15 protein-coding genes and 1 pseudogene are annotated in these 15628 nt (G+C 62.7%); 8 read left to right on the forward strand and 8 right to left on the reverse strand.

The features are described 5' to 3' along the window. Positions 1 to 100 precede the first annotated feature (100 nt). Positions 101 to 1318: a glycosyltransferase family 4 protein gene (locus tag NPS58_RS24840; protein WP_274117899.1), complete on the forward strand. Its 1218-nt coding sequence runs from the start codon at positions 101 to 103 to the stop codon at positions 1316 to 1318. On the opposite strand, the gene NPS58_RS24845 is transcribed toward NPS58_RS24840, so the two are convergent. The 3 genes from NPS58_RS24845 to NPS58_RS24855 form a co-directional block, all read right to left on the reverse strand. Next, positions 1287 to 2390 (reverse strand): NADH:flavin oxidoreductase, encoded by a 1104-nt coding sequence (locus NPS58_RS24845; RefSeq protein ID WP_274117900.1) that lies wholly within the window; start codon positions 2388 to 2390, stop codon positions 1287 to 1289. The genes NPS58_RS24840 and NPS58_RS24845 overlap by 32 nt on opposite strands. 143 nt (positions 2391 to 2533) lie before the next feature. Then, a complete protein-coding gene (locus NPS58_RS24850; protein WP_274117901.1) occupies positions 2534 to 3016 on the reverse strand; it encodes a glutathione peroxidase in 483 nt (160 codons plus the stop codon). 155 nt (positions 3017 to 3171) lie between these two features. Then, complete coding sequence (locus tag NPS58_RS24855) at positions 3172 to 3657, reverse strand: FKBP-type peptidyl-prolyl cis-trans isomerase (RefSeq protein WP_028944158.1); 486 nt, start codon at positions 3655 to 3657, stop codon at positions 3172 to 3174. On the opposite strand from NPS58_RS24855, the pseudogene NPS58_RS24860 reads away from it, so the two are divergent. From NPS58_RS24860 to NPS58_RS24875, 4 genes and pseudogenes are all read left to right on the forward strand, one after another. Next, positions 3626 to 3742 (forward strand): annotated as a pseudogene (locus NPS58_RS24860) (DUF3565 domain-containing protein); the annotation flags it as partial. The gene NPS58_RS24855 and the pseudogene NPS58_RS24860 overlap by 32 nt on opposite strands. A gap of 89 nt (positions 3743 to 3831) precedes the next feature. Further along, positions 3832 to 5928 (forward strand): phosphate acetyltransferase, encoded by a 2097-nt coding sequence (gene pta, locus NPS58_RS24865; RefSeq protein WP_274117902.1) that lies wholly within the window; start codon positions 3832 to 3834, stop codon positions 5926 to 5928. A gap of 2 nt (positions 5929 to 5930) precedes the next feature. Next, on the forward strand, positions 5931 to 6833 hold the full coding sequence (locus NPS58_RS24870; RefSeq protein WP_274117903.1) for an acyltransferase: 903 nt from the start codon (positions 5931 to 5933) through the stop codon (positions 6831 to 6833). A gap of 166 nt (positions 6834 to 6999) precedes the next feature. Then, positions 7000 to 7578: a hypothetical protein gene (locus NPS58_RS24875; protein ID WP_274117904.1), complete on the forward strand. Its 579-nt coding sequence runs from the start codon at positions 7000 to 7002 to the stop codon at positions 7576 to 7578. A gap of 136 nt (positions 7579 to 7714) precedes the next feature. Here NPS58_RS24875 and NPS58_RS24880 read toward each other — a convergent pair whose 3' ends face one another. Together NPS58_RS24880 and NPS58_RS24885 are read right to left on the reverse strand one after the other, a co-directional pair. Further along, on the reverse strand, positions 7715 to 8410 hold the full coding sequence (locus tag NPS58_RS24880) for an OmpA family protein (protein WP_274117905.1): 696 nt from the start codon (positions 8408 to 8410) through the stop codon (positions 7715 to 7717). A 96-nt stretch (positions 8411 to 8506) separates the two neighbouring features. After that, the gene (locus NPS58_RS24885) at positions 8507 to 9151 is read right to left on the reverse strand and encodes an MBL fold metallo-hydrolase (protein WP_274117906.1); all 645 of its coding nucleotides are present in this window, start codon (positions 9149 to 9151) and stop codon (positions 8507 to 8509) included. Between the two features lie 210 nt (positions 9152 to 9361). Here NPS58_RS24885 and dctP point away from each other — a divergent pair, with 210 nt between their 5' ends. The 3 genes from dctP to dctM all read left to right on the forward strand — a co-directional run bounded on the left by dctP (position 9362) and on the right by dctM (position 12329). Next, positions 9362 to 10357, forward strand: coding sequence for a C4-dicarboxylate TRAP substrate-binding protein DctP (gene dctP, locus NPS58_RS24890; protein ID WP_274117907.1), 996 nt, complete (start codon positions 9362 to 9364; stop codon positions 10355 to 10357). A gap of 62 nt (positions 10358 to 10419) precedes the next feature. Continuing rightward, positions 10420 to 11052 carry a TRAP transporter small permease gene (locus NPS58_RS24895; RefSeq protein ID WP_274117908.1) on the forward strand — a complete coding sequence of 211 codons (633 nt, stop codon included), beginning with the start codon at positions 10420 to 10422 and terminating at the stop codon, positions 11050 to 11052. After that, a complete protein-coding gene (gene dctM, locus NPS58_RS24900; protein WP_274117909.1) occupies positions 11049 to 12329 on the forward strand; it encodes a C4-dicarboxylate TRAP transporter large permease protein DctM in 1281 nt (426 codons plus the stop codon). The genes NPS58_RS24895 and dctM overlap by 4 nt, the downstream gene beginning before the upstream one ends. A gap of 46 nt (positions 12330 to 12375) precedes the next feature. Here the strand turns inward: dctM and NPS58_RS24905 are convergent, their stop codons facing one another. From NPS58_RS24905 to NPS58_RS24915, 3 genes are all read right to left on the reverse strand, one after another. Then, positions 12376 to 13068 (reverse strand): sensor histidine kinase, encoded by a 693-nt coding sequence (locus NPS58_RS24905; protein WP_274117910.1) that lies wholly within the window; start codon positions 13066 to 13068, stop codon positions 12376 to 12378. Continuing rightward, positions 13065 to 14672 (reverse strand): tetratricopeptide repeat-containing response regulator, encoded by a 1608-nt coding sequence (locus NPS58_RS24910; RefSeq protein WP_274117911.1) that lies wholly within the window; start codon positions 14670 to 14672, stop codon positions 13065 to 13067. Before NPS58_RS24910 ends, NPS58_RS24905 begins: the two co-directional genes overlap by 4 nt. A gap of 311 nt (positions 14673 to 14983) precedes the next feature. Beyond that, entirely contained in the window at positions 14984 to 15568 is a 585-nt protein-coding gene (locus NPS58_RS24915) for an MliC family protein (protein ID WP_274117912.1), read from the reverse strand. Between the last annotated feature and the right edge of the window lie 60 nt (positions 15569 to 15628).

Below are 15628 nucleotides of genomic sequence, written 5' to 3' on the forward strand. Positions count from 1 at the left end.
TCGGAAATATTTTGCGGCTCAAAGCGCCACGAATCAGGCGTCACGCATCCGTCACAAAAGCTTCATGGCGTCGCAACCGAGGCCGCAGACACTGGTCTTCATGAGCACATCGCCCCTGCATGTCACCCTGATCAGCGAAACCTTCCCACCGGAAATCAACGGCGTGGCCAATACCCTTGGCCGCCTCAGCGAAGGCTTGCGCCAGCGCGGCCACCAGGTCGAGCTGGTACGCCCGCGCCAGGGCGGCGATCCTGCCGGGGCAGGCGACGACCTGCAGCTTTTGTGCCGCGGCTGGCCGTTGCCGGGCTACCCGGGGCTGCAATGGGGACAGGTGTCGATGCACAAGCTGGTCCGCCGCTGGCGTCGCCACCGTCCCGATGTGCTGTACATCGCCACCGAAGGCCCGCTGGGCTTGAGTGCCCTGCGCGCGGCGCGGCGCCTGGGCATTGCCGTGGTCAGCGGCTTTCATACCAACTTCCAGCAGTACTCCAGCGAGTACGGCCTGGGCCTGCTGGCCCGGCTGCTGACGCACTACCTGCGCTGGTTTCACCGGCGCACCCACACCACCCTGGTGCCCAGCCTGAGCCAGCGCATGGAGCTGGAACGCCGCGGTTTCGACAACCTGACCCTGATGGCCCGTGGGGTCGACAGCCAGTTGTTCAATCCGGGTCGGCGCCGGGAAGCGTTGCGTTCACAGTGGGGGTTGGGCAGCGATGACATCGCCCTGATCCATGTCGGGCGCCTGGCCCCGGAAAAGAACCTCGGTGTGCTGCAGCAATGCCTGGACGCTGCACGGCGCACCTATCCACAGCGGCACATCAAGTTGATCGTGGTCGGGGACGGGCCGCAGCGCAGCGCCCTTGAGCAGCAACTGCCCGACGCCGTGTTCTGCGGTGCCCAGCGCGGCGAAGCCCTGGCCGAACACTACGCCTCGGGCGATATCTTCCTGTTTCCGAGCCTCACCGAGACCTTCGGCAATGTGGTGCTCGAAGCCCTGGCCTCGGGCCTGGGCGTGGTCGCCTACGATCAGGCCGCCGCTGCCCAGCACATCCGCCACGGCCACAGCGGAGCGCTGGCCATGCCCGGCGATACAGAGGCCTTTATCGATGCCTGCAGCTGGCTGCTGGAAGACTCGGAAACCTTGCGCCGGGTACGCCTGAATGCTCGTCAACACGCCAGCCGCCAAGGCTGGCCGGCGATTGTCGAGCAGTTCGAAAGCCACTTGAGCGCCGCCTGCCGCCAAGGCCAGGGCACACTCGCGTCCCAGCCGGCAGCGGCACTGGCGATCAAACCAGGGTCGTCAACGCCTCGCGGCTGAACGGCAGGATGTCCTGTTCACGACCATCGCGAACCTTGGCGGCCCAGTCTGGGTCCACCAGCAATGCACGGCCCACCGCCACCAGATCGAACTCATCGTTGTCCAGGCGGGTCAGCAGGTTCTCAAGGCTGGCCGGCTGCGCGACCTTGTCCGTGGCCACCATGAACTGCAGGAACTCGCCATCCAGGCCCACGCTGCCGACGGTGATGGTCGGCTTGCCGGTGAGCTGGCGGGTCCAGCCGGCCAGGTTCAGGTCGGAACCTTCGAACTCCGGCTCCCAGAAGCGACGGGTGGAGCAGTGGAAGATATCCACACCGGCCTCGGCCAGCGGCTGCAGGAACGCCCCCAGTGCCTCGGCGCTTTCGACCAGGCGCGCGGTGTAGTCCTGCTGCTTCCACTGCGAGAACCGGAAGATGATCGGGAAGTCCGGCCCCACGGCGGCGCGCACGGCCTGGATCAGCTCGATGGCAAAACGCGAGCGGCCGGCCAGGTCGCCACCATATTCATCGCTGCGCTGGTTGCTGGCCGCCCAGAAGAACTGGTCGATCAGGTAGCCATGGGCGCCATGAATCTCGACACCGTCCATGCCAATGGCCTGGGCGTCGCGGGCGGCCTGGGCGAAGGCCTCGATGACCTCGCGAATGTCATCCTGGCTCATGCCGTGGACCACAACCTGGCCGTCCTTGATCTTCTCGCTTGGGCCGTGACCCGGCACGCTGGCGTCCGGCTCGACGCCCAGGCGCCGCACACTGCCTACATGCCAGAGTTGCGGAACGATGCGCCCGCCTTCGGCGTGTACCGCCTCCACAACCTTTTTCCAGCCGGCCAGGGCATCGTCACCGTAGAAGCGCGGCACGTTCGGGTAACCGTTGGCGGCCTTGTGGCCGACCGTGGTGCCTTCGGTGATGATCAGGCCGACGCCTGCAGCGGCACGGCGGCGGTAATACTCGACCACCTGGGCATGGGGTACGCCGCCAGGGCAGAAGGTGCGCGTCATCGGTGCCATGACCACACGGCTTGGCAGCTCAAGGGAGCCCAATTGGACAGGGGTGAACAGTGCGGTGGCGGACATGCGGCGCTCCAGCGGGGTAGGAATGCGCCTGAGGATAGGGGGAGTCGCGGGGGTGGCCCAGTACTATTGATGTGAGTGATTTAACGGCAATCGCGGAGCAAGCCCGCTCCTACAGGAGCGGGCTTGCTCCGCGACAAGGCCAATCAAGCCAATGCTCTCTCGATGGCCTGCACGACAGTCGCATCATCCGGCGCGGTGCGTGGCGAGAAGCGCGCCAATACACGGCCATCCTTGCCCACCAGGAACTTCTCGAAGTTCCAGGTGATGTCGCCAGGGAACTCCGCCCCTTCGCCCGCCAGCAGACGGTACAGCGAATGCCGCTGCGGCCCGTTGACTTCAAGCTTGCTGCCCAGGGGGAAACTCACCCCGTAGTTGAGGCTGCAAAACTCGGCGATTTCGCTCTCGCTACCCGGTTCCTGCCCGGCAAACTGGTTGCATGGCAGGCCCAGGACGCTGAAGCCTTGTCCTTTGTATTGCTGATAAAGGTTTTCCAGTGCTGCGTATTGCGGGGTCAGGCCACACTTGGAGGCGACATTGACCACCAGCACTACCTGGCCCTTGAATGGCGCAAGCGGTAACTCCTGGCCATTGAGCGCCTGTAACTTCAGGTCGTGAAATGCACTCATGACGTACTCCCCTTTCCAGATCCCGGTTGCCGCTGCGGGCTGCAATCAATATCACCAGCCCATTAAAAAAGCGCCCTGCCAAGCCGTCGTCCCCTGGTGGAGTGCGACGGACTTGCCCGGGCGCCTTCGCGACTCTCTGAGCTTAGCGCAGAAAATCAGTGGTGATGGCCACCTTCGCCATGAACGTGGCCATGGGCTACTTCTTCTTCACTGGCGTCACGGATGTTGACGACCTTGACCTTGAAGTTCAGGCGTTGGCCAGCCAGTGGGTGGTTGCCATCGACGGTCACATCGTCGCCGTCCAGATCACGGATGGTCACGATCTGCATCTGGCCATCGGGAGCGGAAGCGTGGAACTGCATGCCCACTTCCAGTTGGTCGACACCTTCGAACATGCTGCGGTTCAGAGTGCTGACCAGCTCGGCCAGGTATTCGCCGTAGGCGTCTTCCGGCTCGATGGCAACTTCCAGTTCGTCACCGGCGGTTTTGCCTTCCAGGGCTTTTTCCAGGCCCGGGATGATGTTGCCTGCGCCATGCAGGTAGACCAGCGGAGCGCCGCCGGCGGAGCTGTCGATGACCTCACCAGCGTCGTTGGTCAGGGTGTAGTCGATGGAGACAGCCTTGTTGGCGGCGATCAGCATGGGGCGAGACCTTTTGCATAAGAATGTAGAGCGAACAAGTGTAACCAACGCATCGCTCGAAAGCGAACGCAACCCGGACAAACGGACCCTAGCACAAGGCGGGTGCGCTCAGGGTGCCGATAGCGATACCCTTGGCAATTGATTCTTTTGCACAGCTCACCTCGAGAAGCTCGCATGCAGACATTTTTCATCGCGCCGACCGATTTTGGCGTCGGCCTGACCTCTATCAGCCTGGGCCTGGTTCGCACCCTTGAACGCGCCGGGCTGAAAGTCGGCTTTTTCAAGCCCATTGCCCAGCCGCACCCCGGCGACACTGGCCCCGAGCGCTCCACCGAACTGGTGGCCCGCACCCACGGCCTCAAGCCTCCCAAGCCGCTGAGCCTGGCCCATGTCGAGCGCATGCTCGGCGATGGCCAGCTCGATGAGCTGCTCGAAGAAATCATCACCCTGTACCAGCAGGCTTGCGAGGGCAAGGACGTGGTGGTCGTCGAGGGCATGGTCCCGACCCGTCACGCCAGCTACGCCGCACGGGTCAACCTGCACCTGGCCAAGAGCCTGGACGCCGAGGTGATCCTGGTGTCGGCGCCGGAAAACGAAGTGCTCACCGAGCTGTCTGGCCGGGTGGAGTTGCAGGCGCAATTGTTTGGCGGGCCCAAAGACCCGAAAGTGCTCGGCGTGATCCTCAACAAGGTCCGCACCGACGAGAGCATGGATGTGTTCGCCGAACGCCTGAAGGAGCACTCGCCGCTGCTGCGCGGTGGCGATTTCCGCCTGCTCGGCTGCATTCCCTACCAGGCCGACCTCAACGCCCCGCGCACCCGCGATGTGGCTGAACTGCTCGGCGCCCAGGTGCTCAACGCCGGCGACTACGAGCAACGGCGGATGAACAAGATCATCATCTGCGCCCGCACCGTGGCCAACACGGTGCCGCTGCTCAAGCCCGGCACCCTGGTGGTAACCCCGGGCGATCGTGACGACATCATCCTGGCCGTGAGCCTGGCCGCCATCAACGGCGTGCCCCTGGCCGGGCTGCTGCTGACCAGCGACAGCAAGCCCGACCCGCGCATCCTCGAACTGTGCCAGGGCGCGTTGCTGGCCGGCCTGCCGGTTCTCTCGGTAAGCACCGGCTCCTACGACACCGCCAACCAGCTCAACCAGCTCAACAAGGAAATCCCGGTGGATGACCGCGAACGGGCGGAAATCATCACCGACTTCGTTGCCAGCTACCTGGACGCCGACTGGCTGCACCAGCGTTGCGGTACCCCGCGCGAGTTGCGCCTGTCGCCCGCCGTGTTCCGCTACCAGTTGATCCAGCGCGCCCAGCAGGCCAACAAACGCATCGTGTTGCCCGAAGGCGCAGAGCCCATGACCGTGCAGGCCGCCGCCATCTGCCAGGCCCGCGGCATCGCTCGCTGCGTGCTGCTGGCCAAGCCCGACGACGTCCAGGCCGTGGCCCGGGCCCAGGGCATCACACTGCCCGAAGGCCTGGAGATCCTCGACCCCGACCTGATCCGCGCGCGCTACGTGGAGCCCATGGTCAACCTGCGCAAGAGCAAGAGCCTGAACGCACCGATGGCCGAACAGCAACTGGAAGACCCAGTGGTGATCGGCACCATGATGCTGGCTCTGGATGAAGTCGACGGCCTGGTGTCCGGCCTGGTCCACTCCACCGCCAACACCATCCGCCCGGCCCTGCAACTGATCAAGACCGCACCGGGCTGCAGCCTGGTGTCGTCGGTGTTCTTCATGCTGTTCCCCGAGCAGGTGCTGGTGTACGGCGACTGCGTGATGAACCCGCACCCCAGCGCCAGCGAACTGGCAGAAATCGCCCTGCAGAGCGCCGATTCGGCCGAAGCCTTCGGCATTGCCCCACGGGTGGCGATGATCAGCTATTCCAGTGGCGATTCGGCCAGCGGCGACGAGGTTGAAAAGGTGCGAGAAGCCACCCTGCTCGCCCAGGAAACCCAGCGCAGCCTGCAAATCGACGGCCCGTTGCAATACGACACGGCCGCCAACCTGGAGATTGCCCGGCAACTGGCACCCAACAGCCAGGTCGCCGGCCGCGCGACGGTGTTCGTGTTCCCCGACCTCAACACCGGCAACACCACCCACAAGGCGGTCCAGCGCAGCGCCGACTGCGTGAGCCTGGGGCCGATGCTGCAAGGCCTGCGCAAGCCGGTCAACGACCTGCCGCGCGGCGCCCAGGTCGACGACATCGTCTATACCATTGCCCTGACCGCGATTCAGGCCAACCGCTCACTGGATAGCTGAACATGCTCGGATTTCTACCCGCGCCACTGCGCGGGGTCATCGCCTCGCTGCTGCTGGCGCTCAACACCATCGTCTGCTGCACCCCGTTGTTCGTCGTCAGCCTGTTCAAGCTGTGCCTGCCGTTTGCAGCAGCGCAGCGCGTCACCGACGAGCTGATGCGTCATATCCATGAGGCCTGGATCAGCAACAACAATGCCTGGATCAACCTGCTGGGCAAGGCCCGCTGGCAGGTCGAAGGGCTGGCTGGACTGGATTACCAGCACAGCTACCTGGTGACCAGCAATCACCAGAGCTGGGTCGATATCCTGGTGCTGCAGTACGTGCTCAACCGGCGTATCCGCCCGCTGAAGTTCTTCCTCAAGCAGGTGCTGATCTGGGTACCGGTGATCGGCCTGGCCTGGTGGGCCCTGGGCTTTCCGTTCATGAAGCGCTACTCCAAGGCATACCTGGCCAAGCACCCGGAAAAGGCCGGCAAAGACCTGCAAACCACCCGTCGCACCTGCGCCAAGTTCCGCGGCAAACCCACGGCCATCTTCAACTTCGCCGAAGGCACCCGCTTCACCCCCGCCAAGCATCGCCAGCAGCAATCACCGTACCAGCACCTGCTCAAGCCCAAGGCGGGCGGCATCGCTTTTGTGCTCGATGCCATGGGCGAGCAGTTGCAGTCGATCATCAACGTCACGCTCCATTACCCGGCTGGCGCACCAGGGTTCTGGGACCTGCTGCGCGGTCGGGTGAAGCACATCGTGGTGCACCTGGAAGAGGTAGCGGTTCCGGCCGAATTCCTGGGCAGGAACTACGACCAGGATGAAGCCTACCGCCTGGCATTCCAGCAGTGGATCAACCAGCTGTGGCAGGACAAGGACGCCCTGCTCGAGCGCTTGAAACACGACACGCGCGCCTGATACGCGTCGGCCCTCGCCCAGGCGGGAATTTTCTTCCTCCTGGGCTTGAGGCAGATCAACAGAAAATCGCCCCGCCGCCCCCGAATCCTTGCCGAGCATCTATGCTCTCCCCCACGCTATTTCGCACCTTCAGTTTCTCAATAGCCATCACACGGAATGTAAGCCTATGAAACCGCTGCGCACTTTTACCCATGCAATCGCCCTTGCTTCGCTGCTGACTGCAGCCAGTTTCTCGGTGCAGGCAGACGACATTCTCATCAACGGCGTCGCCAGTGAAAGCATTGTGGACACCAAGGTCCTGGCCGTGGACGTCGACAAGCGCCTGGTAACCGTCGCTGGCCCCAATGACTCCCAGGTGCCGATCCAGCTCAGCGAAAACGCCAAGGACCTGCATAACCTCAAGGTGGGGGATCAGGTGAACATCAAGGTCAATCGCTCCGTGGCGACGGTGCTGGATACCAAAGTGGGCGGTGAGCCTGGCGTGAGCAAGGAAGCCGGGGTGATCCGCGCCACCAAGGACAACCCGAACCCGGGTGGCGAGGCATTCCGCCAGGTGAAGGTCACCTCGAAGATCACCAAGATCGACCTCAAGTCCCACGAAGTGACCCTGCTGCCGCCAGAGGGCCCGCAAAAGGTGGTGAAGGTCGAAGATCCGGAGCTGCAAGAGCGGATGAAAAACCTCAAGGTCGGGCAGACGGTGGATATGGTGTTCACCGACTTGCTGAAGATCACCACCAAGCACTAAAGGCCATTGCACCCACCGCTACCCCGCGATAGCAGCTCACCGGTACATTGCATCGCGGGGCAAGCCCGTTCCTAGCGCACAAGGTGGCAGGCACAAAAAAGGGGAGCCCAGGCTCCCCTTTTTCATATCACGACACTTACTGGTACTGCTGACCCGGAATCGGCTTGAGGTTGACCTCTACCCGACGGTTCTGCGCACGACCGTTGGCGTCGGCGTTGCTGGCGATCGGCTGGTCCGGGCCCATGCCGCGAGCGGTTACCCGGCTGCCATCGACGCCCTGGGAAGTCAGGTAGGTCACCACCGACTGGGCACGACGCTGGGACAGGTCCATGTTGTGCTGGCGGCTGCCGGTGCTGTCGGTGTAGCCGACCACTTCAATGGTGTTCTGGTTGAACTGCTTGAAGGAGTTGGCCAGGTTGTTCAGCGGCGAATAGAAACTTGGGGCGATGTTCGCCGAATCGGTGGCGAAGGTGATGTTGCCCGGCATGATCAGCTTGATCTGGTCGCCCTGGCGCTGAACTTCGACGCCGGTGTTGGCCATGCTCGCGCGCAGGGCGGCTTCCTGTTTGTCGGCGTAGTAGCCATAACCGGCGGCAGCGGCGCCTACGGCGGCCGCGCCGATCAGCGCACCCTTGCCACGGTTGTTATGGTCGATGGCCGCACCTGCAATGGCACCGGCCAGTGCGCCCAGGCCGCCGTACTTGGCGGTTTTGCTCATCCCGGTGGAACCTTGCTGCGCCTGACCCTGGCTGTCGTACGGGTTGGGGCTGGCACAACCGGTCATCAGGGCGGCAGCGGTAGCGACGATAATCAAACGACGCATGGTGAACATGGACAAGCTCCTACTGAAATTCGAAAGTGCAGCGGACCGGTTTACGGATCTGTGCCAGCCTTGGAGTGGCAAACAACAGAAAAATTCCCTGAAAAATCAGGCCCGCACGAAAGGATTCTGGCGCATCTCGTCGCCCAGGCGGGTATCCGGACCATGGCCGGTCACCACCGTGGCGTCCTCATCGAGGCTGTACAAGCGCTGCTTGATCGAACGAACGATAGTCGCCTGGTCGCCACCCCACAAATCGGTACGGCCAATGCCTCGCTTGAACAGCGTGTCGCCGGCAATCAGCAACTTGGCATCGGCGAACCAGAAACTCATCGAGCCCGGTGTATGCCCCGGCGTGTGCAAGGCCACGCCACAGCCGCAGGCCAGCTCCTCGTCATCGGCCAACCAGCGGTCTGGCGACGGCACCGGCGTGTACGGCACGCCGAACATCTGGCACTGCATTTCCAGGTTGTCCCAGAGGAACTGGTCTTCCTTGTGCAGGTGCAGGGTGGCACCGGTTTTTTCCTTGAGCAGCCCGGATGCCAGGAAGTGATCCAGGTGCGCATGGGTGTGGATGATGCTGACCAGCTTCAGGCCATGAGCCTCCAGGCGGGCAAGGATCTGTTCATGATTGCCACCCGGGTCGACAACGATGGCCTTTTTGCTGATCGGGTCGCCAATGATGGTGCAGTTGCACTGCAACGGGCCGACGGGGAAGGTTTCGCGGATGAGTCGAGGTTGTGCAGCGTGCATGGGAAGTCCAGTGAAGTGAAGGTCATGCCTGAAACGATCCCCCTTCATAACCGCAATTTCGCGTTCTGACCAGCCCGGCCTGACGAAATCCGGCCTGCACGCGCCTTACAACGTCTCTCATTGATCTCGCACAAAGCAAGTCTGCAATTGCCGCCTAGACTTGCTGGGTTAACAAGGAACAGCACGACAACAACAAGAGGAAGTACCTGGATGTTTACTCCCACACTCAAGGCGCTAGCTTGCGCACTGGCGCTGTCTGCCACTGGCTGGGCCAACGCGGCCGACCCGATCACCATCAAATTCTCGCATGTCGTCGCCGATTCAACGCCCAAGGGCCAGGGCGCAATCCTGTTCAAGAAGCTGGTGGAAGAGCGCCTGCCCGGCAAGGTCAAGGTCGATGTCTACCCGAACTCGTCGTTGTTCGGCGATGGCAAGGAAATGGAAGCGCTGCTGCTGGGCGATGTACAGATCATCGCGCCGTCGCTGGCCAAGTTCGAGCAATACACCAAGAAGGTGCAACTGTTCGACCTGCCCTTCCTGTTCAACGACATCAATGCCGTCGACCGCTTCCAGCTCAGCCCCGACGGCCAGGCCCTGCTCAAGTCGATGGAAGACAAGAACATCACGGGCCTGGCCTATTGGCACAACGGCATGAAACAGCTGTCGGCCAACAAACCGCTGCGCGTGCCGGCCGATGCGCGCGGGCTGAAGTTCCGCGTACAGGCCTCGGCGGTACTGGAAGAGCAGTTCAAGGCCGTGCGCGCCAACCCGCGCAAGATGAGCTTTGCCGAGGTGTACCAGGGCCTGCAGACCGGTGTGGTCAACGGTGCCGAGAACCCCTACTCGAACATCTACAGCCAGAAGATGCATGAGGTGCAGAAGTACATCACCGAATCCAACCATGGCGTGCTCGACTACATGCTGATCACCAACACCAAGTTCTGGAACGGCCTGCCGGCCGATGTGAAACCGGAGCTCGAGGCGATCATCAAGGAAGTCACCCAGCATGTGAACCAGGAAGCCGAGGCGCTGAACCAGGGCGACAAGGAGCGCATCCTGGCGGCCAAGACCACCGAAATCATCACCCTGACTCCCGAAGAGCGCGAGCAGTGGCGCACGGCGATGAAACCTGTATGGAAAAAATTCGAAGGTGATATCGGCCCCGACCTGGTCAAGGCGGCCGAGGCGGCCAACCAGGCGCAGTAAGCCCGCAGGCGGGCGCCGCCCACAAGGAGGCGCCCGCTACCGTCACGCATCGGAGAATACGCATGAATGCCTTACGGCGTTTCTGGGAACATTTCGAGGAGGGCTTTATCGTCTTCCTGCTGGCCGCCATGACCCTGGTGACCTTCATCTACGTCATCCTCAACAACCTCTACACCCTGTTCTACAGCCTGGCCGAGCGCTGGACCGGCGCTGCCGACCTGCTCAATAGCATCGGCGACCACGTGATGGACGCTGCCCAGTCGATGACCTGGAGCAACGCCCTGACCAAGGCACTGTTTGGCTGGCTGATCTTTTTCGGGCTGTCCTACGGTGTGCGCGTGGCCGGCCATATTGGCGTCGATGCGCTGGTCAACCTCACCAGCAAATCCACCCAACGCCGGCTCGGCCTGATTGCCTGCCTGTGTTGCCTGGGCTACGCGGGCCTCTTGAGCATCGCCAGTTTCGAGTGGATATACACACTGTTCGTCGCCAGCATCGGCGCTGAAGACCTGGGCCACTTCGGGATCATGCAGTGGCATATCGGCCTGATCGTGCCAGTGGGCTTTGCCCTGGTGTTCATCCGCTTTGCCGAAATCTTCGTGCGTATCCTCAGGCACCGGCAGACCGGCCTGGGCCTGGCCGACGAGGCAGCGGACGCTCTCAAGCTGGCCGACCAGGAGGACGACAAAAAATGACCATCCTGTTTTTGTTCGTCACCCTGTTTGCCCTGATGTTCATCGGCGTGCCGATCGCCATTTCCCTGGGACTGTCCGGTTCGCTGACCATCATGCTGTTCAGCCAGGACTCGGTGCGCTCGCTGGCCATCAAGCTGTTCGAGACCTCCGAGCACTACACCCTGCTGGCGATCCCGTTCTTCCTCCTGGCCGGTGCGTTCATGACCACCGGTGGCGTGGCCAAGCGCCTGATCGACTTCGCCAATACCTGTGTGGGGCATATCCGCGGCGGGCTCGCGATCGCCGCCGTACTGGCGTGCGTACTGTTCGCGGCACTCTCCGGCTCAAGCCCGGCGACGGTGGCGGCAGTGGGTTCGATTGCCATTGCCGGCATGGTGCGCTCCGGTTATCCACAGGCCTTCGGCGCGGGCATCATCTGCAACGCCGGGACCCTGGGCATCCTGATCCCACCGTCGATCGTGATGGTGGTGTACGCCGCCGCCACCGAGACCTCGGTGGGCAAGCTGTTCATGGCGGGCGTGGTACCGGGCCTGATGCTGGGCCTGATCCTGATGATCGCCATCTACATCGTGGCGGTAAAAAAGAACCTGCCCGCCCTGCCCCGCGCCACCTTCAGGGAATGGCTCAGCGCTGCCCGCAAGGCAGTCTGGGGCCTGTTGTTGATGGTGATCATCCTGGGCGGTATCTACAGCGGCATGTTCACCCCGACCGAAGCGGCGGCGGTGGCGGCGGTGTATTCAGCCTTCATCGCGCTGTTCGTGTACAAGGACATGACCTTCAGGGAAGCCCCCAAGGTGCTGCTGGAGTCGGCCAAGTTGAGCATCATGCTGATGTTCATCATTGCCAACGCCATGCTCTTTGCCCACGTGCTGACCACCGAGCAACTGCCCCAGCAGATCACAGCCTGGGTGATCGACGCCGGCCTGACCCCGGTGACGTTCCTGCTGGTGGTGAACATCGTGCTGCTGGTGGCCGGCGCCTTCATGGAGCCGTCGGCGATCATCCTGATCCTGGCACCGATCCTGTTCCCCATCGCCATGAAGCTGGGCATCGACCCGATTCACCTGGGGATCATCATGGTGGTCAACCTTGAGATTGGCCTGATCACACCCCCGGTGGGCCTGAACCTGTTCGTCACCTCGGCGGTGACTGGCATGCCGCTGACCGCCACCGTGCGCGCGGCCATGCCATGGCTGACACTGCTGGTGTTGTTCCTGATCCTGGTGACCTACGTGCCGTGGATCTCGTTGGTGCTGCCGAACCTGTTGGGGATGTAGCTTCCTGCAGGGGCGCCACCGTCGTCGGTGCCGCCCCTGCAGCATTTCACGGCAGGTACAGACTGAACACCCCGCCGCCCAATGCCCCGCCATTGGCGATTTCGATCCGCCCCCTCACCCCGTCGCGCTCATGCAGCGCCGCAATGCGCGCGGCAAAGTACAACCCCAACCCGGTACTGCCGCTTTGCGCATCGATGCCCTGGGCATAGTCTTGCTGGCGTTCGAGCATGTGCTGGGAAAAGCCCGGGCCGTCGTCGTTGATGCTCAGCAGCAGTTGCTCTCCTTCATCGCTGACAGTGATCAACAGGGCATGGCCGGCGTAGCGAATGGCATTGTTGAGGATGTTGGCAATCACCGAACCGACCAGTTCACGGTCGAAAAATCCCAAGGGGCTGGCGGTGTCGATGCGCCAGGTGGCAAGGATGTCGCGATGCTGCAGCAGGTTCTGCTGGGCAGCCAGCTGGGCCTCGATAAAGTCGTCCAACTCATGGTAGTCCGGGCACATGGGCAGTTGGTTGACGCCCAGTTTGTACAACCCCAGCAACTGCACCAGCATGCCGTTGAGGTGAGTAAACTCGTGCTCCATCACCCCTTGTTCGCTGCCCTCGCGCAGCCCTTCGGGCAAGCGCGCCAGCCACTGGCTATGGGCCTGGGTAAGCGCTGCGAGGGAGTTCTTCATGTCGTGTACGGTGGAGGCTATCACCGTGGAGAAGTCCAGCCCCTGATCGTTCTGGTTCATGCGCCAAACGCTCGGATATGCAGTTTGCGGTAACGGTCATAGCGGCTGTCACTCGGCGGAATGCCAGCCACGCAGGTCAGGCAGGCGCGACACTCTTCCATGACGCTCGGCCCGGGGCTTTCACCACCCATGCGCATCAGCGCCTGGGCGGTGTTCAGGGCGATGCTGATGTTTTTCGGTTGCAGCGTCAGGGCGCGACGGAACATCGACAAAGCCTCGTCGAGCTGCCCCGCCTGGTAACTGCGCACGCCCTTGCGGTTGACGTCGACGGCCTCGGTGATCGCGTTGAGTACTGTGGGGTCGTCGGTCAGCTGCGACACGCTGTGCATCACCTTGGGGTCATCGCCGTAGGTTTCCACGCAGCTTTTCAGGATGGCGATGCTCGCTGAATGCTGGTCGAGTTTCTGCAGTTGCGCCGCCACCACCAGCGCCGCTTCCACCGAGAAAAACTGCTCCATCTTGTCCAGCCGTACCAATGCCTGCTCGGTCAGCTTGGCGGCGGTCTCGGCGTCGCCAGCCTGCTGCAGGCTGGCGGCCTTCATCAGTCGGGCACGCACCTGCAGGCCCTGGTCCTCGACATTTTCCTTGGCCACGTCACTGAGCACGGTGTTGATCTCGACCCGGGTACGGGCATCCAGGCCATTGCCGGCATTCTTGCTCATCAGGGCCTGGACCAGGCCCAGGTTGCTTTCCGGGTCCTTGTAGCGCGAGGTCTTGCCCTGGCTCACGGCATGCCGGTAGGCCTTGGCAGACGCCTCGAAGTCCTGGTTGGCCATGGCCAGCTTGCCCAGCATCATCTGCCGGCGCACAGCCAGCGGCGAGAGACGCACGGCTTCTTCCAGCACGCTCTGGGCGCGCTTGTTTTCACCCAGCGCCATCAGCACATCGGCCAGGCCGTCGTACAGGCCTGGCATCATCGGGAAGGCCTTGAGCGCCTGCTCATACACGCCCTGGGCCTGGGCCATCTGATTGCGCTTGAACAGCATGCTGCCGAGGGCCGCATAGGCCCAGGGCGTGGCGCGGCTGGCGATGATCGCCTTGAGGAACTTGCCGAGTTCCTCGAAACGGTTCAGGTCACGCAGCGCATCGGCCCTATAGCGCAGGCACAACGGCGCGAAGCGCGGGTCACGCTTGCACAGCGCGGCACAGGCCAGCAACACCTCGGCCGGCCGACCGCGGTCCAGGGCCTGGAGAATGGGCTTGAGCAGGGTCTTGCGCTGCACCAGTTTTTCCAGGCGCTGGGCCAGGCCGATACGGTTGAACGGTTTGGTCAGGTAGGCGTCCGGCTCGTGCTCAAGGGCACTGAGGACAATGGCCTGGCTGCTTTCGGCGGTGACCATGAGGAATACGCACTCATGGCTGATCAGCTTGTCGAGGATCAGGTCTTCCAGCACCTGCTGGCCGTTTTTCTTGCCGTCGCCCAGGTGGAAGTCCTGGAGGATGAAGTCGTAGCGCTTCTGCCCGCACATGCGCAGGGCCTGCTCGCCACTGTCGGCGGTGTCCACATCGCGCACACCCAACTCACGCAGCATCGAGCGGGCCGAACTGCGAAAATCGGAATAGTCATCGACGATCAGAAAGCTCTTGTTGCTGTAGACCTGCATCCATGAGACCTGACATGGCAAAAAAAAAAGGATGCACAGACCTGTGCAACCTTGGGCTGGCTTCGCGGGGACGAAAATTTCGTCGTACTCGCACAGTATCGGCCGCACAGGGCGATAGCTTGAGCCGCACAGGTGTCATGGATGGATGACAGCGGGAACGGGCGCACGGCAATTGATGGCGTTGCGCCATCTTCGTTCAAGCCCGGAAGATAGTAAAGCGCCGCTGCCCCACGCCAGGGCAGCGGCACAAGAGGCCACTCAATGGTTTGCGCCGTGGTGACTGTCGGCGAGGGTCGCGAGCGCCAAGCAGGTTACTGGGCAGCCCGGCAGGTCAGCTCCTGACCGTACCACTTCACCTTGGCCTCGCCCTGGTGCTCCCAGAACTCGACCCCTTCACGGGCGTACTTGCTGCCGCTGGCCGAGCGCTGGGCAATGGCGATGGTCTGGTCGTCGCCGTAGGTCAGCACTGCCGCCTGGGGATCGAGCTGGTTGTAGAACACGGCGGTGAAGGGTTTGTCGTTGTCATCGCATTCGAACTCGACCGCTGCCGGCACTTGCACCGACCCCGACTTGATCTGCAGCTCGACCAGCCGCGTCTGGTACTGCTCGCGTACACAGGCCTCGGCATCCGTGGCTTTCCAGCATTCGTCACGGCCCTTGATCCAGCCGCGCTGGGTGGCCTTGAGCAGCTTCTGGGAGTCGCTGTCGGCCTGGCCCAGGGCCTTTTTGAAGGTTGTCGCCAGGTCCCGATCCAGCTTGCTCAGCTCCGGGCTCTGGCACACCTTGAGTTCCATGCCCTGGGCCTTGTCGCAGGAAAACGAGGGGCCTTCTGCCGCCAGAACCGCCCCAGCCGACAACAAGCCGATCAGCAGCACCGAAGTGCGTTTGGCAAACATGGGCAAAGCCTCCATCAGGGAAATATCTGCAACAGAGTACAGCAGATATCCACCCCGGCG

The organism is Pseudomonas putida, assembly GCF_028682455.1.
In the GTDB taxonomy this organism is placed as follows: domain Bacteria; phylum Pseudomonadota; class Gammaproteobacteria; order Pseudomonadales; family Pseudomonadaceae; genus Aquipseudomonas; species Aquipseudomonas putida_AA.